Genomic DNA, 19,227 nt, shown 5'->3' on the forward strand with positions numbered 1-19,227 from the left:
GAGTCGATCACCGCCTTCGTGGAAAACCCCCTGGCATTCCGCGAACGCCCGCGCCGGATGCACGTCGTCGAGGGATCGCGCGCAACGCGGTGGGCAAGGCGCGGAAGAAGCTGCTGCTTTCTTGCCGCTGATCAGCGGACGGTGACGGCGACGCTCTGAATCAGATTGTTTCCCATGCCCTGGAGGTTCCACACCGATGCGGTCGGCTGGATACCGCCATCGGCATCGGTGGCGCGGCAGCTCAGCAGATACTCACCAGGGCGGGCGTCCCACACGTAACTCCACCCGCGCCAGGCGAATTCGGCGGGCGCGGGACCCAATAGAGCTTCCTGCCACACGCCATCGATGCCGACCTCGACACCTGCCACGGGGGCCGTGCCGCACCACGCACGGCCGCGAATCGTGACGGCGCTCGCTTCGACCGTGCGCCGCCTGGTCTGGAAGTCCGGAATTCCTGGTGGAATCATCAACGCACGCACTCTAATTCGTGATACGGGCTCCCCGGGATCGTGATTGTGCTGTTGGTAGCGGTAGGCCGACGTTTGCTGGAACCCGGTGAACGGCTGGTCGACGACCTCGATCTCTCGCAGCCATTTGACGCTCGTCATGCCGTACCACCCGGGCACGAGCAGCCGCAGCGGAAAGCCGTGCTGCGGCGGTAAGTCCGCGCCGTTCATCTCGTACGCGAGCAGCGTTTCGGGTCGACCGCATTCGCCGATGCCGAGCGAGCGCTGGTAGTTGTGCTCGACGTTGTCCTGGAAACCGCGATCGGCGCCGGTGAAGACCACCTCGACCGCCCCGTCGCGCACACCACACTCGTCGAGGATGCCGCGCAGCGGTGTGCCCGTCCACAATGCGGTGCCGATCGCCTCCAGTCCCCAGGGCTGGCTGACGTTGCGCGGGTCCATCGCGGTGCGTCCATTGCCGGCGCATTCCAGGGTGACCGGCGTCGTCGTCGCGGGCCGGGATCTGATGTCTTCGACAGACAGCTCGAGTTCTCGCTCGACGCTTCCGGTGACGCGCAACCGCCAAGTCGATGCGTCGACCTCGGGGATATCGAAATGAATCAGCAAGTAGTGCATGCCGATCGGCGTGATGTCGTAGCGCATGCCTTCCAGCGGCATGCCATGGTTGCGCGTGGCAAGGGCGAGCTCATCGAACCGCACGCCCGCTGCACGCGAGATGAGCTCGGTCATGTGCCCGGGCTGATGTTCTGATTGAGGTGGAACAGGTTGTCCGGGTCATAGGTTCGTTTGACCTCGGCAAGCCGTCGGTAATTCCCGCCGTAATTCTCGGGTACGCGGGACCGGTCGTCGTCGTCCATGAAATTGATGTAGCCGCCGGGCTCGGAGTGTGGTGCGGTCGCGTCGTAGTAATCGCGAACCCATTGAATCCGCTCCGTGTCGTCGGCGGGATCCTGCCAGGAGGCCAGAATCACGGTCGCGAATGTCGCGTTGCGATAGGGGAATGCGGTATCCGCTGCCGCGACTCGGTGGCAGGCGCCGTTGATCGGATACATATGCATCGTCGCGCTCACCTCGGGCACTTTCGGGCCGTAGATCAGGTGTTGTTCGATGGCGGCGTCGGTCAATTCGGTGACGAAGCTGCCTTTCCAGTAGCTGCGGATGCCCTTGGGGAAGATCGCGTCGAACGCGGTGTTCAGGGCTGGATAGGGCATCGGCCCGACCATTTCGCCGACTCTGGGCGCCAGGTCTCGGAACGGCTGCATCGCTTCTTCGCCCTTGTCGAGTGGTCCGGCCCAATGCGCGATCGCGGCGCAGAGCGTGTCGCCGTGCCGGTCGGCGGGGATGAACTCCAACGGCGGAGCGATCTGGAAGGCGGGAAATGCGCCGTAGGCTTCGGACGCGACGGGGATGAAGTCGCGGAAAAAGCGCAGCAGCGCGCCTGCGTGCTCGAGCTCGTAGAAGAACAGGCCGACGTAGACCTCGTCGACGGGGTGCAGCCGGTACTCGAACGACGTGACAACGCCGAAGTTGCCACCGCCGCCGCGCAGCGCCCAGAAGAGGTCTTCGTTCTCGGTCGGGCTCGCGGTCAGTGCCTGCCCGTCGGCGGTGACCACATCGGCCGACAGCAAGTTGTCGATCGTCAATCCATATGCGCGGGAAAGATATCCGATACCACCACCGAGAGTGAGCCCGGCAATGCCGGTGGTCGACACGATCCCGCCGGTCGTCGCAAGCCCATAGGCGTGTGTCGCGTAATTGAAGTCGGCCCAGGTTGCCCCGGCCCCGGCTCGTGCGGTGCGAAACCTCGGGTCGACGTGCACCCAGCGCATCAGTGACAAGTCGATGACGACGCCGCCGTCGTTGGTACCGAATCCGGGCGCGCTGTGCCCGCCGCCCTTGATCGAGAGATCAAGTCCTGCGTCGCGCGCGAAGTTCACTGCCGCGATGACGTCGGCGACCTGCTCCGGTCGAACGATGACCAGCGGACGGCGATCAAACATTCCATTGTGGACCGTGCGTACCTCGTGGTAACCCGGATCGTCGGCGGTAATGACAGGTGCGCGCACCTGTTCACGCAATTCTTGCAATGTCGTGCCCATCGATATTCCCCTATCGTGCGGCGAATGGCGCGTAAGCTTCGGCACTGCTCGAAAATTCGGCCGAGATCGCTTGTCGCGATTCGGAATTCGGTGAAAGGCCGAAGCGCTTATCTGCGTTCCGGGGTCTCGCCGCTGGTTGCCTTTTTCGAATAAGAATCTCGCCGATCTCCCGACCCGCGTTTGCGTCCATCGATAGTGACGGAGGTAGCTAAGTATAGGACTCGAGCGGCGCGAAGAGTTGAAAGCCCGCTTCCTCTTGCGTTCGATGTGCCGACGCGCTGCTGTGGGCAGATGACCGCGACAAGGCTAGGCCCCAGCTCATCTGTGTCCAGCTGGGGCCTAGTTGTATTTCATGCAGCTCGTTCGGGCAATTCGCCTACGCAAGCTGTGGCGACCTTGTCACGCGCCGGACGGTTGGCGATTTGGGTGGTGGGTGATGTCAGCTGTTGCCCGTTGCCGTTGATCGTGCCTGTCGTGCTCGGTCAAGGAGGATGAGCGGGACAGCGGCTGCGGCGAGAGCGGTTCCGATCAAGTACACCGAGGTGAGAGCGGCACCGTGTGTGAGTGTCGCGGCGGCTAGAACGGGTGTGATGCTGATGCCCAGCTGGAAAGCCGACACGGTTGTGGCGCCCGCGATGGTGGGGGCATCGGCAGCGATGGCGAATACGCGCCCGTAGAGGGCGGGGTTGAGCACGAACGCGGCGATACCTGTCAGGAACACCGCGGGCGCCACTGCCCAGATTTGCTCGATCACGACAACCATGACGACCGACAGAATCACAACGCCGACCGCGCCGGTGATCAGTGCGAAGTGAGGGCGCTGATCGGAGATCCTGCCACCGATGGAAAGTCCGATGAAGGCGCCCACCCCGAAGAGCGCGAGGATGGCTGGAATCCAGACCTCAGGGATACCGGTGATGTCGGCGAGCATGGCCGCGAGATAGTTGAACGAGATCATGTACGCCGCGGTCGTCAGGATGGTGATCCCGTATACGCCCCACAGCGATGGTTTCCGCATCGTGGCGAGTTCCCGCGACAGGCTCGACCCGGTGGCCGGGTCGGCGGCCGATGTGCCGGCGGGGAGTCCGACTACGCAGGCAATGGCTCCGGCGAGCGTCAGGACCACGACGGCCCAGAATCCTCCGCGCCATTCGGTGAAGTGGCTGAGCAGCGTCCCGGCGGGACCACCGGCAACCATGGCTACGCTGAGGCCGCTGACCACGACGCCGGACGCGCGAGCGTTTCGGTCCGGGGCTACCAAGCTGATCGCGGTCACCGACGCCACAGCGAAGAAGCCGGCGTAGGCGAGTCCGGAAACGACCCTGGAGAGCAGCATGACTTGGTAGTTGCCCAGCAGGCCGACGATGATGCTGACAGCAAAGACCACCTGGGTGGCCACCAGGGCGGTGCGACGTGGCCAGCGGAGGCTGAACACGGCGAAAAGCGGCCCGCCGAAGACAACGCCTAACGCGAACGCGGTGATGAGCATTCCGGCTGAGGAGAGCGCGACGTCGAGATCGGTGGCGACCGCGGGCAGGACTCCAGCCATCAGGAATTCAGCACTGCCCATCGCGAACAGGCTGAAACCCAGCAGGTACACCCCGGCGGGCAGCCTGTCGGAGCGACTGGTCCGGGACGACTCTACGGTGGTGGCCATCAGCGGACACCCCCAACATCGAGCCCGTCTCGAGCGACCGCAGCGGACAGGTCTTGTTCCAGCAGCCAACCGGTCATGCTGATCGCGGCAGTCGAGCCCGCGCCAGCGGCGGCGATGACCTGCGCTCGGGGGTTGACCACGTTCCCGGCTGCCCAGACCCCGGGGATGTCGGTGGCACCCCGGGCGTCGACGACAAGAAGTCCACTGACCGAGGCCACACCTAGTGCGGTCAAGATCGCGTCATGCGGTTTTGGGCGAGGAGCGACGAAGATGGCTTCGCACGGGACGATTTCGCCGTTGTCGAGTTCGATCCCGACGAGGTTTCGGGTCGCGGTGCCGGTACCTGTCACGACCTGGGTTACGCATCCGTCGATCAACCGCACGCCGTATGCCGTGAGGCGTTGCCGCTCCGCGGCGCTGAGTTCTATGCCGTTGAGGCAGAATGTCACCGATGAGCTGTAGCGGCGCATCAGTGCTGCCAGATGTGTCGATACCGCCGCCATAGTGCTGCCGATCACGACGATCGTCTTGCCCCGCACTTCGTAGCCGTGGCAGTGAGGGCAGTGGTGCACCTCGGATGCCCATCGCTCGGATAGCCCTGGGACGTCAGGGAGATCGTCGGTCATCCCGGTTGCGACCAGCACCGACCGAGCCCGCAATACGTCCCCGTCGGCCAGCCGCATCTCGAGCGTGCCGTCCGGCTTGCGCTGCGCGTCGACCACCGAAGCCTGCACGAGCGACCCACCGTGCGCCGTGAACTCGGCTTTTCCCGCCGTGATGAACTCGCTCGGCGACATGCCATCGCGTGTCAGGTACCCGTGCATGTGGTCGGCAGACGCGTTCCGGGGCGGACCACCATCAACGACCAAGGTCGCGAACTGTGCTCTCGCGAGTACGACGCCGGCTGATAGCCCAGCAGCCCCACCACCGATAATGATGGTGTCCCAAAACACCTCTGACACTGAGCTGTTCGTTGTATCCGTTGTTGCGTCCATTCGGATCACCTCCGAGCAGGAGCATCAGGGATGCCACCCGAAACCAACAAACACTGTTGCTGAATCCGGGACACATTGATTGAAATCCGGGACACATTGAGTGACTGGATCTCATGGAAGAGCAACCGAGTGTCGATGCCGTGATCGAGCAGCGTCGAAGTCCTCAGCGTCTTCGGAAAGCACGGCGAACGTATCCACGTCCGCACCCGCGCCCAAAACGCTGAGATGTCATGCCTTCCAGCCGGATGCCATGGCTGCGTCGCGGGGCGAGCTCGTCGTCGCTGCTGTGGGCAGATCTGCTCACAGCAGCGGGGGCCGCTTTTGGGGCTGTCGGTGCGGCACGGTGGACGTATGGCTCACGACGACAACACTCGAATGTTCAGCTGGCGAGCTCGCGAGCAACTGCTCAGCCGCCGCATACTCGTGCTCGACGGTCCGCTCGACGACGACAACGGGACGTTGCTGATGACACAGCTGCTCACGCTCGCCGCGGAGGACCCGGAGGCAGGCATTTCGCTGTGGATTCATTCTCCCGGCGGCTCGGTGCCCGCGATGCTCGCGATCCGTGACGTCATGCGGCTCGTGCCGTGCGAGGTGTCCACGCTCGCACTCGGATTGGCATGCAGTGCAGGGCAATTCCTGTTGTCCTCCGGCAGTAGAGGGCGTCGTTTCGCCTTGCCGCGCGCCAGGGTGCTCATGCATCAGGGCTCGGCCGGCATCGGTGGCAGCACGGTCGACGTCGAGGTCCAGGCCGAAGACCTGCGGTACACGGTGGACACCGTGCTCGGCATCATCGCCGAGGACACCGGGCAGCCTTTCGATCGGATCTACGAGGATTCGCTGCACGACCGCTGGTTCACCGCGACACAGGCCAAGGAGTACGGCTTCATCGACCACATTGTCGACTCGTTCGGGCAGATCGTGCCCCAACGTCAGCGGATCGGAATTTCGGCATGACCAGCTACACGATTCCCAATGTCATCGCGCAGCATCCGCGCGGCGGTGAGCGGATCACCGACATCTACTCGCACCTGCTCGCCGAGCGGATCGTCTACCTCGGCACGCCGATCGACTCGGGTGTCGCGAATGCGCTGATCGCACAGCTGCTGCATCTGGATTCGGAGGCACCCGAGCAGGAGATCAACCTGTACATCAACTGCGAGGGCGGCGACCTGTCTGCGATGCTCGCGGTGTACGACACCATGCAGCACATCGGCGCACCGGTGCAGACCACCTGCGTCGGTCAGGCCATCGCCGTCGGTGCGGTGTTGCTGGCGGGCGGGGCGCCCGGCCGCCGCGCCATGCTGCCGCATGCCCGAGTGGTGTTGCACCAGCCCGCCTCGCGCGGCCAGGGCGCGATTCCCGACCTGATCCTGCAGGCCGATGAGCTCGTCCGGATGCGCGCGGAGATCGAGTCCATCCTGTCCAAGCACACCGGGCAGCCGCCGGAACGGCTGCGGCACGACACCGACCGCGATCGAGTCTTCACCGCGCAGGCCGCCGTCGACTACGGTCTCGTCGACCGCCTGCTGGAGGCGCGCTCCTGACTCGGCGGCGCTGAATTGCCCTGCGACACCAGATGTCAGGAGTGACTAGGCCGCGAGCGCCAGCATTGTCGGCGCGGTGCCCGACCGCGGTGTAGACCGGGGGAGAAGGGTGAGCCGGCGATGAGCGCGCAGTTCGTCGGCCACCTGCTCGGTCAGTCCCCCGAGAGTGGTGCCGAGAGCCCCGGCCAGCGCGGCGATCATCTCGCTCGAGGGTTCCTTGCGACCACGCTCCACCTCCGACAGGTATTGCGGTGAGACGCCGGCACGTCCTGCCGTTTCGGCGATGGTGTCGCGCTGGTCCTGTCGAAGCGTCCGTAACTGTTGTCCGAGCACTTCACGCCACAGCGGCTCCCGTTCGGACTGCTGCTCCGGTTGTCGACGCTGCTCGTCGCGTCCACCGGGGATCGAGTGCAGTCTCGGATGCTCGGTCATAGTCAGAGCGTAAGGCCACCTCGGCGCAGTGTGCCTAGTCATTACGCTCTGGGCGTACGAACTCTGTCGACGATGTTCGGCCCACTGCCACGACCGCTGTCGGGTCAGGTCAATCGGTCGGCAATGGTGCCGAGGCCCCGCCGATCCATCCAGCTCGGCTGATCCACCTCGGCCGGGAATGAGCAGGCTGGGGCGATGACATCGTTCGGCTACGTATCAGCCCGGGCCGTCGGCATATTCGGCGATCTGCTCCATCACTTCCTGAAATTCCGCCGAGACGTGCAGTTCGAGCTCGTCACCGGACTCGCGAACCTCGGCAGCGAGTTCGATGATGCCGTCGTGCCACCAATAGACCGACGGGCTCACGGGGGAAGGCCGCTCGGCGTGCGTCACCATCGCCATTTTCGCCAGCGTGCCCACGGTGACATAGGCGTCCGTGCCATTGAGCGGGTGAATAAAGACCGTGCCCTCGCACGGGACCACGAATGCCGCACCCCAGTGTCCGACCACTGGATACGCGCCGAGCCAGCGCACATGTGCGCTGGCATAGTCGGCAGAGCCATAGAGGCCGAAGATCCGCTCGCCGTCTTCGTCTTCGAGATCTTCGACTGTGAGAAGTCCGTCGTCGTGGGTATTGTCCTCCGCGAGCTCGAACAGGTCCTGTTCCTGAATCTGCCAGTGGGACAGGCGGTCATAGGTGACCGCGACGATCGTATTGACCTGATCGATCACCACCCGCTGCGCGAGTCCGGGAGCAAGGGTTCGTGCCACGACCGGGATACCGACGTCCGCCATATCCTCCGGGTACATCCGTGCCCGCAGTAGTGGCCGTATCCGTTCGAAGTTGTCCAGGTCGAGCGGGTCCGTCGCCGAGACGTCCAGCTCGGCGAACATCGTGCTCAGATGATCCGCCACCAAGGCGGGCCACTGGTCCTGCGGCTGTGCGGCAACTCTGCGGCGCAGATTGTCCAGGGGCAGCACCCAGTCGGACGCCCCGTTTCCGGACAACAGCACTTCGTCGGATTCGATTGTGCAGGAATAGCCGTGGTTCTCCACGATCGTCTCGACCAACGTGAGCAGCAGATCTGCGGAGTCGGCGCCATGCCCGGCCTCGATTCGCGACCACAGCCGGGTGAACTGGTTGCCGTCGCGGACGCGGACGGCTTCGGTGATGTATTCCATGGGAGCCAGTTGCGCACTGTCCGCTTCGAGTGCGACACACGGCATGCCCGCGTATTTCCCCTGCCCCCAGAGCCACTCGCCGCCACCTGCTCGCAACAGCGTCTCGCCGAGGTACCCGACGGCGGCCTTGACGACGGGTAGGGCAGGGGGTTCCTTCATGACGGCCGGATCCGGCAGTGCCGCAACGACGAACTGTTCCAATTCGGCCAACGACTCCGGCGAGTAGTCGGCGAAGAACCCAGCCGAATAGGTGGCGAACACATCCGCCACCAACGGCGCGAGCTGCCTCTGCCAGGCCGCCACTCGCTCTTCATCGGTCTCGGCAGGTACGTCGATCCAGAAGCTCACATCACCACTCCGCTAGGCAAGGCAACACGAGATCCCGCGCGCCGCACCGTTTTCTACAGCCTCGGCGCGAGGTGAGCAACCGTCGGGCTTGCCAAGGCTGGGATCCGCAGCAGCCGGGTGGTTCGACGCGAGGCAGCCGCCGACGCTCTCGGCTGAAGTCTTGCGCCGCAGCACGACCGGCGTGGGCGGCTACTGCACGCCGGTCGTGGCTGTCGGTTTTGGTGTCAGTCGGCCGAGACTTCGCTGCGGTCACCGCTCCAGAGGGTGTGGAACTTGCCTTCGGCGTCGATGCGCTCGTAGGTGTGTGCACCGAAGAAGTCGCGCTGGCCCTGGGTGAGTGCGGCCGGGAGACGCTCGGCCCGCAGGGCGTCGTAGTACGACAGCGACGAGGCGAATGCAGGCACCGGAATGCCGAGCAGGGTTGCGGTGGAGACCACGCGCCGCCAGCTGTCGATGGCCGTTTCGATCGCTTCGCGGAAGTACGGAGCGAGGATCAGGCTCGGCAGGGCGGGGTTCTCGTCGTAGGCCTCCTTGATCCGGTTCAGGAAGCGGGCCCGGATGATGCATCCGCCACGCCAGATCGTGGCCAGGTCGCCGGGGTGCAGGTCCCAGTTGTATTCCACACTGCCTGCGGCGATCTGATCGAAGCCCTGCGCATAGGCGACGACCTTCGACGCATAGAGCGCCTGCCGGATGTCTTCGGTGAATTGCGCTACGTCGGTCGGCTTATCGGCCAGCTTGCCGGAGGCGAGGCCGACCGCGGCTTTGCGCTGGGCCCTGGACCCGGACAGCGCCCGTGCGAACACCGCTTCAGCGATACCGGTCACCGGAATCCCGAGATCGAGCGCAGCCTTCACCGTCCAGCGGCCGGTGCCCTTCTGCTCGGCGGCGTCGACGATGACATCGACCAGCGGCTTGCCCGTCTTCGCGTCGACCTGTTCGAGCACCTCGGCGGTGATCTCGACGAGATAGCTCTCCAGATCGCCGGAGTTCCATTGGGTGAACACCTCGGCGATCTGCTTGGCGCCGAAGCCGAGCGCATCGCGGAACAGGTGGTAGGCCTCGCCGATCAGCTGCATGTCGGCGTACTCGATGCCGTTGTGGACCATCTTGACGAAGTGCCCCGAGCCGTCGGGCCCGATGTGGGTGCAGCAGGGCGTGCCGTCGACCTGCGCCGCAATCGATTCCAGCAGCGGGCCGAGCGAGTCGTAGGACTCCTTCGGGCCGCCGGGCATGATCGAGGGACCGTTGAGCGCGCCCTCTTCGCCGCCGGAGATGCCCGCGCCGACGAAGTTCAGTCCACGTTCCTTCATGGCCGCTTCACGACGAATGGTGTCGGTGTAGAGCGCATTGCCGCCGTCGATGATGATGTCGCCCGGCTCCATGGCCGCCGCGAGCTCCTCGATGACGGCGTCCGTCGGATCGCCCGCCTTGACCATGATCAGCACCCGGCGCGGCTTCTCCAGTGCCGCGACGAATTCCTCGATGGTCTCGGTGCGCACGAAGTCGCCGTCGTCGCCGTGCGCCTCGAGCAGGGCGTCGGTCTTGGCCACGCTGCGGTTGTGCAGCGCCACTGTATAGCCGTGCTTGGCGAAGTTTCGGGCGATGTTGCTGCCCATGACTGCCAGGCCGGTAACCCCGATCTGTGCGCGCGCTGTAGAGGTCGCCATGAATCCGCTCTCTTCGTTCGACAGGTGCAATGTGCGTGACCGGGCGAAGCTGTTCGGCCTCGACCTTTCTACCCCTTCGGTCGCCACGATGACGAACACACCCGCCGGGTCGATGGGTCGGGCTTATTCCAGGTGGTCGCGCCGGAGCTGATTCTCCTGACTGGTAGCTGTATGTGTGCTGTACCTAATTATCTACGTTCGTAGATGGAGTAGTAGATCTGTAGCTACCTTTTGTCAGGCTTAGTTCGTGCAATGTACCAGCACGGTCACTGCCCGCTCACGTCTATGAAACAACACACTGCCGAACTGTTACTGGTTTTCGATTTCATAACCAGTAACCTATTGTCAACGCTGCAGCGGATAGTTTGCTGATGCAAGTGATGTCCACCGGTGCGGCCGTAGAATCGAGGAACGTCATGGAGCATCTGGATCTGAAGGTGGTCATCGTCGGCGGTGGGTTCGGCGGACTCGGCATGGGGGTCGCGCTGAAGCAGGCGGGAATCGACAGCTTCGCGATACTGGAGAAGGGCGGCGATGTCGGCGGGGTGTGGCGGGAGAACACCTACCCCGGCTGCTCGTGCGACATTCCGTCGCACCTGTACTCGTTCTCGTTCGCGCCGTACCGCAGCGCGAGGACGCGGTACCCGGGCCAAGAAGAGATCCTGGCTTATCTCCGCGGAGTGGCCGACAACTACGACCTGCTGCCGCACCTGCGCCTGCACACCACCGTCGCCGAAGCGTCCTATCACGAGGACATTGCTCGGTGGGAATTGACCACCGGGACCGGACAGCGCATCGTGGCCGACCTCCTCGTCTTCGCCGTAGGCCAGTTGCATCGCCGCTATACCCCCGATATCCCGGGCCGCGCGGACTTCACCGGCGCGGCATTCCACTCGGCGCACTGGGATCATCGCCAGGACCTGCACGGCCAGGATGTGGCGGTGGTCGGCACCGGATCCAGCGCCGGGCAACTATTGCCGAAGATCGCAGCCGATGCCCGCACGGTGACCGTGTATCAGCGCACTCCACACTGGGTGTTGCCGAAACCGTCGGCCGAGTTCGGCTCGATCAGCCGCTGGGTGTTGCGGACGCCGGGCGCTCACCGGCTCTACCGGCGGGCCCTGTACTACGGCGCCGACATCGCGTTGGCCCCGATCATGCACCGCGGCTGGCCGGCCCGGCCGGCCCAATGGGTGGCACGCACCCACCTGCGACGACACGTCAGTGATCCGGCACTACGCGCGGCCCTCACTCCCGACTATCCGATCGGCAGCAAGCGCATCGTTTTCGACAGTCGGTTCTACTCCACCCTGGGCCGGGAGAATGTCGAGCTGGTCACCGATCCCATCGCGCGCGTCACCCGGAACGGAATCGAAACCGGCGACGGCACGCATCGGCGCGCGGATGTCATCGTGTGGGCCACCGGGTTTCGGGCGCCGGAGTTCCTGACGCCGATGACGGTCCGCGGACGGGGCGGTCGACTCCTGCATGAGCAATGGTCGGATGGGGCGGAGGCGTTTCTGGGGTTGGCCGTGCCCGGATACCCCAACGCATTCCTCATCGCCGGACCGAACTCGTTCAATCCGGCGGGCAGCAACCCCAGCATGAAGGAACACCAGATCGCCTACATCATGGCGTGTCTGCGGTGGCGCGACGCAATCGGCGCCCCGGCGATCGAGGTGAGCGGTGACGCGATGCAGCAGTACCGGCAATGGCTGGCACAGGCCATCGCCAAAACCGTGTGGCCCGCGACCGGCAGGAGTTGGTACAAGCACGTGAACGGGCGCGTCACCAACCCATGGCCGGCCTCGGCACGAACCTTCGCACGCATGCTGCACCACCACCCCGCGGAGGCATTCGAAGCTGTCGCAACGAACGTCGATGCGACGGTGACGCCGCTACCGATCCGCCAGCACCCCCCGACCCACGATGAGGCCACACCGACGGCATCGTGACCACGACGGTCGGTGGCTATCGACCATCGGTCGCGACGTCATGGCACAGCTCGTCGATCACCTGCTTGCGCACATGGGACACGGTGACGATGCGAGCTCGGTCGCCGACGGTGGCCAAATGGTATTTCCGACAGATCCATTCGGCGGGCCGGTCGAAAGTGACCATGATCGACAGGGGATTTCGGGAAGGACGCAGCCCGGCGTCGGCGAGCTTCTCGACAGCCCGCTCGGCCATCTCGAGGGAGGTCTGTGCGGTCAGCTCCAGCCCCGCCATCCCCTGTGCGGCCAATGACTGCCAGATCAGTGCGACAGCCAGCCCGCTGCGACATCCGGCAAGGGTGGCATCGGTCGCGCCGATGTACTCGCCTGCCACTTCCGAGCTGACCAGTTCGGACCGGCACAGCGCGAGTGCGCTCGGCATCGGCATGCCGAGCGCCTTGTGCATGCACACCGTGACGCTGCCGACTTCCTTGCGCACGAAACCCCACGCCGCCCGCTCCGGGGTGAACGGCAGGATGAGTCCGCTCAGTGCCGCATCCAGGTGCACATACACCCGGCCCGCCGCCGATGCCGCCGTGATGATGGCGTCCACGTCGTCGATCGCGCCCGTCATGGTGGTGCCGATGTTCGCGACGACGACGGCGCCACGGCCGGTGTCTGCGTCGCACGCGCGGGCCAGCGCGTCGATGTCGATCCGGCCCTGCTCGTCACAGTCGACGACGACCAATTCCTTGCGCATCAGTTTGGCGCTCTTGCGGACCGAATAGTGGGTTGCCCGACTGCAATAGATTCTGGCTTGCGGTAGCAGATCACACCCGCGGTCGAGGCCGAACTGATTGGCCTCGGTGCCGCCGCCGGTTACGTATCCGTAAGTCCGGCTCGGATCTCCATTGGCGAGCCGGGCGACGAAGTCGACGACGGCCAGCTCCATGTCCTTGACGCCGACGCGTGCTTTGTCCTCGCTGTCCGGGTCGCCGACATTGGTGGCGAAGATGTCGAGCAGTCCGGCGAACCTGCTGAAGCCGAAGTCGAGATTGGCGGGGAACCCCACGATGTAAGGCGCTTCGGCCCGCATGTCGGCAATGAAGGCGTCCAGCGGCGCGCACGATTCTTGCGCCGGTCGAGGGGAGTGGCCGATCCGGTACCGGTCGGAGTTCGAGAGATTCATGTGTACCGCCTGATGGGGGAGAGCTATACGAGCTCGATCGGCAAGGTGGCATACCCGTGCAGGAAGTTCGAATACAGCGGTCGTGGTCTGCCGGTGGGGATGATGGTTCGGGCCGTGCGCCGCATCTCGTCCAGCACGATCGCAAGCTCCAAGCGGGCCAGATGCGCACCGACGCAGAAGTGCGGACCGTACCCGAATGCCAGATGGGGATTGGGCTTTCGATCGAACTGCACCGCATCAGGGTCGGAGAATCGGGTCTCGTCCCGGTTCGCGGAGACATTCCACATCGTGACGATTTCTCCCGCCGTGATGTGCGTGCCGTGTATTTCTACGTCGGTGTTCGCGACACGTCCGAAATGCATGGTGGGAGCGAAGCATCGGATGATCTCTTCGACCGCCGTGCCGAGATCGCTCGCTGCCTGGAAGCGGTCCCATAGGCGCGCATCCTCGGCGAAGGCGTGTACCGCGTTGATCATGGTCAACCGGCTCGTCTCGTCGCCGCCCAGGATGATGCTGTAGCAATTGGTGACGATCTGGTCGTCCGACAGTGGCGCGTCCTCGAATTCCTCGCCGATCAGCGCGGTGATCAGGCCTTCGGCCGGGTGTCGGCGCTGGTCCTCCACATGGTCGAGCAGGCACAGCAGTATCTCCTGGCGCGCGGCCAAGGCCGAGACATCCGACTGCGCGGCGTTTTCGGAGCTCAGGGCCTGCTTGGTCAACGACACCAGCAGGTCGTGATCACTGTCCGGAATGCCGAGTAGGTCGCAGATGGTCCAGATCGGGATCCGAGAGGCGATCTCCTCCGCGAAATCGAAAGCGCCCGAACCCGACCATTCGGTCAGCAATCGCCTGGTGCGTACCTGAATGCGGGGTGCCAACGCGCGCACCGCATCTCGTGTCAGTGCCGCTGTCATCAGCCGACGCAGGCGGGTGTGCCGGGGTGGGTCGGTCACTGCCAGCATGGCGCCCGCCGCGTTGTCCCGACCCGCCAGCAGGGTGAGCAGGACGTTGCCCCGTTGCGAGGTGAATCGCTTGCTGTCGCGGTATACGGTCACCGCCGGGTCGTAGCCGCAGACCACCCAGAATCCGGGGTGGCCGGATGCACCCTCGTGCCAGAAGATCGGTTGCCGGCGACGTCGGTCGCGCCAGAATTCCGACATGTCGGCGTGCAAGTGTGTTGTCGGTTCGGTGAGATCCCAGACGTGCGTGTCATCCAGGCTCGTCGACCGGACTGCTCCGGTCATCTCCCGATCACCAACTCCGATTCCGAAATCGACAGCAGCGCAGCCAGTTGCGCGGGCGACGGGGCATCGAGCAGCATCCGCATCGTCATGTGCACGCCGAGGGCCGTCCGGATCCGGCGGGTGAGTTTGGCGGCTTCCATTGATTCACCGCCGAGATCGAAGAAGCTGTCCGCGGGATGGAACTCGGGCAGGCTCAACGTTTCCGCGAACAGTTCGCACAGCACCCGTTCCGCCGGTGTCATCGTCTCCGGCGCGGTGCGGTGGGAGCCGGTCTGTCGGACCGATTCCGTCACAGCGGCGTAGTCGGTCTTTCCGTGCGGTGTGCGCGGCAATTCGGTGCGGATCTCGACGCGATCGGGCAGCAGATAGCCGGGGAGGTGTTCGGTGAGGAAACCCTTGACCTCGCTCGCACCGATCGCATCGTCGACCACGATGCAGCAGACCAGCTGCGTGTCGGTCGACACCACGGCCGCTTGGCGAACACCGGGGCACCGCAGTGCGATGGTTTCGATTTCACCGGGCTCGATGCGCCGACCGCGCAACTTGATGCGTCGGTCCATGCGCCCGAGGAATTCGAGCTGGCCATCGGGGAGCTGCCGGACGAGATCGCCCGACCGATAGAACCTTCGGCCGGTCACCAGGTCGTCGATGAACGCCGCCGCGGTCTCCTGTGGCAATCCCAGATATCCGTGTGCGACTCCGAGTCCGCCGATCCAGAGCTCGCCCGCGGCGCCCGGCTCTGTGTCCGTGCCGTCGTCACCGACGATCCGCAAGGTGGTGCCCTCGATGGCGCGGCCGATCGGGATGGGTAGTGCCGCACCGACCAGCGGATCGCTGATGGTGGCACACACGGTGGTTTCGGTGGGTCCGTAGGAATTGATGAGATGGTGCCGGACGGTCCACTCCTCGACCACGGCCGAGTTCGCCGCCTCGCCCGCGATGATGAGTCGCAAGCCGGGCGGCATCTTGTGCTCCGGTATCGCCGCGAGCACGGAAGGCACCATGATCGCGTGGCTGATGCGTTGCGCGACAATGACTTCGGCGATGCCGACACCGTCTGTCAGCGCATCGTGCGCGGCGAACACCGCCGTCGCTCCCGCGCCCAGTGTCGAGGTGATTTCCGCGATCGAGGCATCGAAGGAAGCCGGGGCGAATTGCAGCATGCGGGCGCCGGGCCGGAGTTCGAGTGCTGCCGCGGTAGCGTCCGCCATGGCCGCGATGCCTCGATGCGGCACTGCTACGCCCTTCGGTGCGCCCGAGGAGCCGGAGGTGAAGATGACGTACGCGAGGTCGTCGGGGTCGATGGCCGGGTAGGTCGGTGGATCCTGCCTGGCGGCATCCACGGTGTCGGGCGACGGGATCGTCACTGTGACAATCTCTTCGGGTAGCGTCGGCGGTGGATTTCCCGGCTCCAGCAGGGCGAATCGAATCGCGCACACCGCGAGCATGGATCGCGTTCGTTCTTGGGGTTGATCCGCGGCGAGTGGTACATACACCGCGCCGAGACGCCAGATCGCCAACATTGCCGCGGTCGTGTAGGGATTGCGTCGCTGTGGCACCACCACGGCGACCGAATCCGACTCGGCAACACCGGCTTCGGTCAATTCCCGGCAGATTCGACCGACCCAATGGTCCAGATCCTGGTAGGTCAGCGTTAACTGGCTACCAATCAGCGCAACCTCGTGCGCGACACCGAAATTTTGTTCGTCTAACCGTTGCAACCAGGACCGATTCGGTGGTTGGAGCGGCACCTCATCAGGTGTTTGCACGGTCGTGACTGTAAGCGACCGATCGGTCCGACGCGTTACGGCACCACCAACAATGGGAATAGCTTTGAGTTTACAAACACTCAGTGATCTTGGTTACCCCGACTGGACAGGAAGTCGATCACCACGCGATTGACTTCCTCGGGCCGCTCGAGATATCCGAGGTGGCCGCATCGATCGATTTCGACATAACGGGCGCCGGGTATCGCGGCGGCAACTTCCCGGCAGTACATCGGTGGCGCAAGTTGATCGTCGGTGAAGCCGATGATCAAGCTGGGCGTGGTGATTCGGGTGTAGTCGGGGAGTCGATTGCGCGAGTAGTCGATGTCGAGTTGCGCACGCACCCCGGGTGCTGCCGTCGCCGAGGCCGAGAATTCGAACATGTCGAGCCAGTGCTCGGCTGCCTCGGGATCTTCGAGCGTGCGGGGTGACAGATTGAGGGTCGCCTTGATCGCCGCAGCGTACTGAGGTGGCAATCGAATGTCCTGATCGTGGAGCGCCGCCTCGCCGGCATTGAGTGCGAGCAGCATCGGATGCGGGCGACCCGCGGTCGCCATCATGACCGCGTGATCGACCAGCTCGGGGTGTTCGAGCGCCAGGTCCTGCGCTACGAGTGCCCCGAGTGAGGTGCCCACGACATGCGCAGGCGCACCCAAGTATTCGATCAACGCGGCCGAATCGGCCACCAGATCGTCGAGGGTGATGCCGTCTGCGCCCTCCTCGGACGGAGCGATCCCTCGATTGTCCACCGTCGCCACCCGGAATCCGGCCGCTACCAGGGCGGGCACCTGGTAGGTCCGCCACACTCGACCGGGACTGCCGCTTCCCATGATCAGCAGGACCAATGGCCCCTCGCCGACCACGTGGTGGCTCAATCGGATTCCATTGACGATTGCTATCGACATGAGCTTGTGAATACCACCTGGTCCGCGGGCTCGGCGAGCCGCGTCGAGCCCGACTTCCGGGCCGAAAGTAGCAAGCGTGGCCGTGCTTCTGCGGCCGTTGCTTCCCAATGATGGGAGGGGTGATGAGCTATGGACATGCAGGCCGAAACCCTTGCCACCTGGGGCTTCGAGCCCTTCCCACAGCCGAAGTGACGGCACTCGTAGTCGCCGTTCTGTTTGCGGAAGAGGATGGGGTCGGTTTCCTCGATCGTCAGCAGCCGCTGTTCCCGCGCCTTGGCCGCATCCGCGAAATCCTCGGAAAGAAGGCAGTGTCGGTCGGGCAGTGGTTTCCAACATGACAGTCTTCTCTCCAGATCACAATCTGTGATCCGGAGCAGACGCTACCTTCCGTCGGGCTCGGATGAGACCGTTCGGTCTGAATATTTGCCGTACGTAGTGCGTAGGACAGGTCACCAATTAGTGCAGATTTCGAACATCTACGCTCCACCTGTCAGGGTTGCCGGGACAAGGTCGGGTTCGTGACTCCAAGAACTCGTCGACCCTGCACTTACGGTGGACCTGGCAGGTGGATCGGCGCGGCCACCGGCAGTCCGATGGTGCGCATCGACCTCGGCTGATCGGTCATGGACTGGTCGGTGCTGTTCGTAGACCCATCCGACGTTGCCGACGCGCCGAAGCCCTTATATGCAGGCAGCGACGCAGCATGACGGGTGGCGTATTCGCAATGGACCGAACCGGGGCCAGACTTGTCTGACCGGACGTGAGCTCCGATGACCGATACCGAGCAGCCTGTCGAAGACCTGCTCGATCTTGCCTATCCCTATGCGTTGGATGCGGTCGACGAGCCTGGGCGACGGTATATCGAACAACGTGTTGCGAACGCCGACGCGGCGACGGCAGCGGCGTTCGCAACCTCGGTACGCGCTATCCACGAGACGCTTGCCGTCATCACAATTCTGGACGAGTCGACACCGCCGCCCGAGCTGGCGGTGCGCGTATTGCGCGCGGTCGCGAAGCAGACCGCGGAGATCGCGAGGCGCCGGGCCGAGTTGTTCGGCAGGCGGCGGTCGCAGCGACTGCGGCGGTCGGCCGCGGTGGGCGGCTTGATCGTCGGCGTGGGTGTCGCGGTGATCATCGGGCGGCGCTGGCGGCGCGCAGCGTAGCGGGAGCCCGTCGCAATGAGAGCGGTTCAGTCGTGTGCGTGCAGCCGGGCCTGTACTTCCGGGCGTCGCAATGGCGGCAGGCTTTTAGGCGGAACCTTGCGGTCCGGTAGCTGGTCGAGCAGTCGAGTGGTGGCCGCTGCTATATCGGCGACGGCGGCATCGACCGCAGGGCGGGTCGATGCGGAGATGCTGGACAAGCCGCCGACCTTGCGGACGTACTGCAGGGCCGCCGCATGTATTTCCTCGGGCGTCGCCGCGGGCTCCAGCCCACGAAGACCGGTGATGTTTCGGCACATGCTTCGAGGTTAGCCCTCACTTCCCAGGGGTTCCCGTCGGCGGGATCGGCAGGGCGCGGGCCAGTCGGTCCAGCCAGTGGTCCATCTCGCCGTGGACTTGCGGGTGCCCGCGCCGGAATTCCGTCCAGTCCACCTGCCAGTGGCGGATCGCATCGGGGCCGAATCCGTGGCGGTGGGTACCCAGCACTTTGCGCAGAAGTCGGGGTTTCAGGTCAGTCTGTGGGGATTCGGCGAGGAGCACGGCGTCGTAGAGATCTTTGCCTGCGGCCTGCCCGGTATCGGTCGCGTCGAGGTGCAGCCACAACAGCTTCCATGCCAGTGACAGTTCCCGGC

At 64.6% G+C, this 19,227-nt stretch carries 17 protein-coding genes; 4 read left to right on the forward strand and 13 right to left on the reverse strand.

Annotated elements, in window-relative coordinates; translation table 11 throughout:
- Positions 1-131 precede the first annotated feature (131 nt).
- From OHA42_RS19435 to OHA42_RS19450, 4 genes are all read right to left on the reverse strand, one after another.
- Entirely contained in the window at positions 132-1,196 is a 1,065-nt protein-coding gene (locus OHA42_RS19435; protein WP_406229309.1) for a sulfite oxidase, read from the reverse strand.
- Positions 1,193-2,566 (reverse strand): FAD-binding oxidoreductase, encoded by a 1,374-nt coding sequence (locus OHA42_RS19440; RefSeq protein WP_406229310.1) that lies wholly within the window; start codon positions 2,564-2,566, stop codon positions 1,193-1,195. The genes OHA42_RS19435 and OHA42_RS19440 overlap by 4 nt, the downstream gene beginning before the upstream one ends.
- A 439-nt stretch (positions 2,567-3,005) precedes the next feature.
- Complete coding sequence (locus tag OHA42_RS19445) at positions 3,006-4,223, reverse strand: MFS transporter (RefSeq protein ID WP_406229311.1); 1,218 nt, start codon at positions 4,221-4,223, stop codon at positions 3,006-3,008.
- On the reverse strand, positions 4,223-5,218 hold the full coding sequence (locus tag OHA42_RS19450; RefSeq protein ID WP_406229312.1) for an NAD(P)/FAD-dependent oxidoreductase: 996 nt from the start codon (positions 5,216-5,218) through the stop codon (positions 4,223-4,225). The genes OHA42_RS19445 and OHA42_RS19450 overlap by 1 nt, the downstream gene beginning before the upstream one ends.
- A 351-nt stretch (positions 5,219-5,569) precedes the next feature.
- Between OHA42_RS19450 and OHA42_RS19455 the strand changes: the two genes are divergently transcribed.
- Together OHA42_RS19455 and OHA42_RS19460 are read left to right on the forward strand one after the other, a co-directional pair.
- Positions 5,570-6,175 (forward strand): ClpP family protease, encoded by a 606-nt coding sequence (locus OHA42_RS19455; protein WP_406229313.1) that lies wholly within the window; start codon positions 5,570-5,572, stop codon positions 6,173-6,175.
- Positions 6,172-6,765, forward strand: a complete 594-nt coding sequence (locus tag OHA42_RS19460) for an ATP-dependent Clp protease proteolytic subunit (protein ID WP_328399471.1) — start codon at positions 6,172-6,174, stop codon at positions 6,763-6,765. Before OHA42_RS19455 ends, OHA42_RS19460 begins: the two co-directional genes overlap by 4 nt.
- 45 nt (positions 6,766-6,810) lie before the next feature.
- Here the strand turns inward: OHA42_RS19460 and OHA42_RS19465 are convergent, their stop codons facing one another.
- The 3 genes from OHA42_RS19465 to gndA form a co-directional block, all read right to left on the reverse strand.
- The gene (locus OHA42_RS19465; protein WP_406229314.1) at positions 6,811-7,197 is read right to left on the reverse strand and encodes a helix-turn-helix domain-containing protein; all 387 of its coding nucleotides are present in this window, start codon (positions 7,195-7,197) and stop codon (positions 6,811-6,813) included.
- Positions 7,198-7,413: 216 nt separating this feature from the next.
- On the reverse strand, positions 7,414-8,727 hold the full coding sequence (locus OHA42_RS19470; protein WP_406229315.1) for a hypothetical protein: 1,314 nt from the start codon (positions 8,725-8,727) through the stop codon (positions 7,414-7,416).
- A gap of 224 nt (positions 8,728-8,951) precedes the next feature.
- The gene (gene gndA / locus OHA42_RS19475; RefSeq protein ID WP_328399477.1) at positions 8,952-10,397 is read right to left on the reverse strand and encodes an NADP-dependent phosphogluconate dehydrogenase; all 1,446 of its coding nucleotides are present in this window, start codon (positions 10,395-10,397) and stop codon (positions 8,952-8,954) included.
- A 416-nt stretch (positions 10,398-10,813) separates the two neighbouring features.
- On the opposite strand from gndA, the gene OHA42_RS19480 reads away from it, so the two are divergent.
- Positions 10,814-12,352 carry a flavin-containing monooxygenase gene (locus tag OHA42_RS19480; RefSeq protein ID WP_406229316.1) on the forward strand — a complete coding sequence of 513 codons (1,539 nt, stop codon included), beginning with the start codon at positions 10,814-10,816 and terminating at the stop codon, positions 12,350-12,352.
- Between the two features lie 16 nt (positions 12,353-12,368).
- Here the strand turns inward: OHA42_RS19480 and OHA42_RS19485 are convergent, their stop codons facing one another.
- From OHA42_RS19485 to OHA42_RS19500, 4 genes are all read right to left on the reverse strand, one after another.
- Positions 12,369-13,520, reverse strand: coding sequence for an aminotransferase class I/II-fold pyridoxal phosphate-dependent enzyme (locus OHA42_RS19485; RefSeq protein ID WP_406229317.1), 1,152 nt, complete (start codon positions 13,518-13,520; stop codon positions 12,369-12,371).
- A gap of 23 nt (positions 13,521-13,543) precedes the next feature.
- Entirely contained in the window at positions 13,544-14,764 is a 1,221-nt protein-coding gene (locus OHA42_RS19490) for a cytochrome P450 (RefSeq protein ID WP_406229318.1), read from the reverse strand.
- Complete coding sequence (locus tag OHA42_RS19495) at positions 14,761-16,533, reverse strand: non-ribosomal peptide synthetase (RefSeq protein ID WP_406229319.1); 1,773 nt, start codon at positions 16,531-16,533, stop codon at positions 14,761-14,763. The genes OHA42_RS19490 and OHA42_RS19495 overlap by 4 nt, the downstream gene beginning before the upstream one ends.
- An 80-nt stretch (positions 16,534-16,613) precedes the next feature.
- On the reverse strand, positions 16,614-17,435 hold the full coding sequence (locus tag OHA42_RS19500) for an alpha/beta fold hydrolase (RefSeq protein WP_406229320.1): 822 nt from the start codon (positions 17,433-17,435) through the stop codon (positions 16,614-16,616).
- 770 nt (positions 17,436-18,205) lie between these two features.
- Here OHA42_RS19500 and OHA42_RS19505 point away from each other — a divergent pair.
- Positions 18,206-18,598, forward strand: a complete 393-nt coding sequence (locus OHA42_RS19505) for an RskA family anti-sigma factor (protein WP_406229321.1) — start codon at positions 18,206-18,208, stop codon at positions 18,596-18,598.
- Positions 18,599-18,624: 26 nt separating this feature from the next.
- Here the strand turns inward: OHA42_RS19505 and OHA42_RS19510 are convergent, their stop codons facing one another.
- Complete coding sequence (locus tag OHA42_RS19510) at positions 18,625-18,894, reverse strand: DUF2277 domain-containing protein (RefSeq protein WP_328399491.1); 270 nt, start codon at positions 18,892-18,894, stop codon at positions 18,625-18,627.
- A gap of 16 nt (positions 18,895-18,910) precedes the next feature.
- Positions 18,911-19,198 (reverse strand): hypothetical protein, encoded by a 288-nt coding sequence (locus OHA42_RS19515; protein ID WP_406229322.1) that lies wholly within the window; start codon positions 19,196-19,198, stop codon positions 18,911-18,913.
- Positions 19,199-19,227 lie beyond the last annotated feature (29 nt).

The sequence above is a fragment of the Nocardia sp. NBC_01009 genome, assembly GCF_045208035.1.
Lineage (GTDB): Bacteria > Actinomycetota > Actinomycetes > Mycobacteriales > Mycobacteriaceae > Nocardia.

Excerpts from the sequence above, each read along its gene's own strand:
- OHA42_RS19435 (WP_406229309.1), bottom strand. The coding sequence starts at position 1,196 with ATGACCGAGCTCATCTCGCGTGCAGCGGGCGTGCGGTTCGATGAGCTC.
- OHA42_RS19440 (WP_406229310.1), bottom strand. The coding sequence starts at position 2,566 with ATGGGCACGACATTGCAAGAATTGCGTGAACAGGTGCGCGCACCTGTC.
- OHA42_RS19445 (WP_406229311.1), bottom strand. The coding sequence starts at position 4,223 with ATGGCCACCACCGTAGAGTCGTCCCGGACCAGTCGCTCCGACAGGCTG.
- OHA42_RS19450 (WP_406229312.1), bottom strand. The coding sequence starts at position 5,218 with ATGGACGCAACAACGGATACAACGAACAGCTCAGTGTCAGAGGTGTTT.
- OHA42_RS19455 (WP_406229313.1), top strand. The coding sequence starts at position 5,570 with ATGGCTCACGACGACAACACTCGAATGTTCAGCTGGCGAGCTCGCGAG.
- OHA42_RS19460 (WP_328399471.1), top strand. The coding sequence starts at position 6,172 with ATGACCAGCTACACGATTCCCAATGTCATCGCGCAGCATCCGCGCGGC.
- OHA42_RS19465 (WP_406229314.1), bottom strand. The coding sequence starts at position 7,197 with ATGACCGAGCATCCGAGACTGCACTCGATCCCCGGTGGACGCGACGAG.
- gndA (WP_328399477.1), bottom strand. The coding sequence starts at position 10,397 with ATGGCGACCTCTACAGCGCGCGCACAGATCGGGGTTACCGGCCTGGCA.
- OHA42_RS19480 (WP_406229316.1), top strand. The coding sequence starts at position 10,814 with ATGGAGCATCTGGATCTGAAGGTGGTCATCGTCGGCGGTGGGTTCGGC.
- OHA42_RS19485 (WP_406229317.1), bottom strand. The coding sequence starts at position 13,520 with ATGAATCTCTCGAACTCCGACCGGTACCGGATCGGCCACTCCCCTCGA.
- OHA42_RS19490 (WP_406229318.1), bottom strand. The coding sequence starts at position 14,764 with ATGACCGGAGCAGTCCGGTCGACGAGCCTGGATGACACGCACGTCTGG.
- OHA42_RS19500 (WP_406229320.1), bottom strand. The coding sequence starts at position 17,435 with ATGTCGATAGCAATCGTCAATGGAATCCGATTGAGCCACCACGTGGTC.
- OHA42_RS19505 (WP_406229321.1), top strand. The coding sequence starts at position 18,206 with ATGACCGATACCGAGCAGCCTGTCGAAGACCTGCTCGATCTTGCCTAT.
- OHA42_RS19510 (WP_328399491.1), bottom strand. The coding sequence starts at position 18,894 with ATGTGCCGAAACATCACCGGTCTTCGTGGGCTGGAGCCCGCGGCGACG.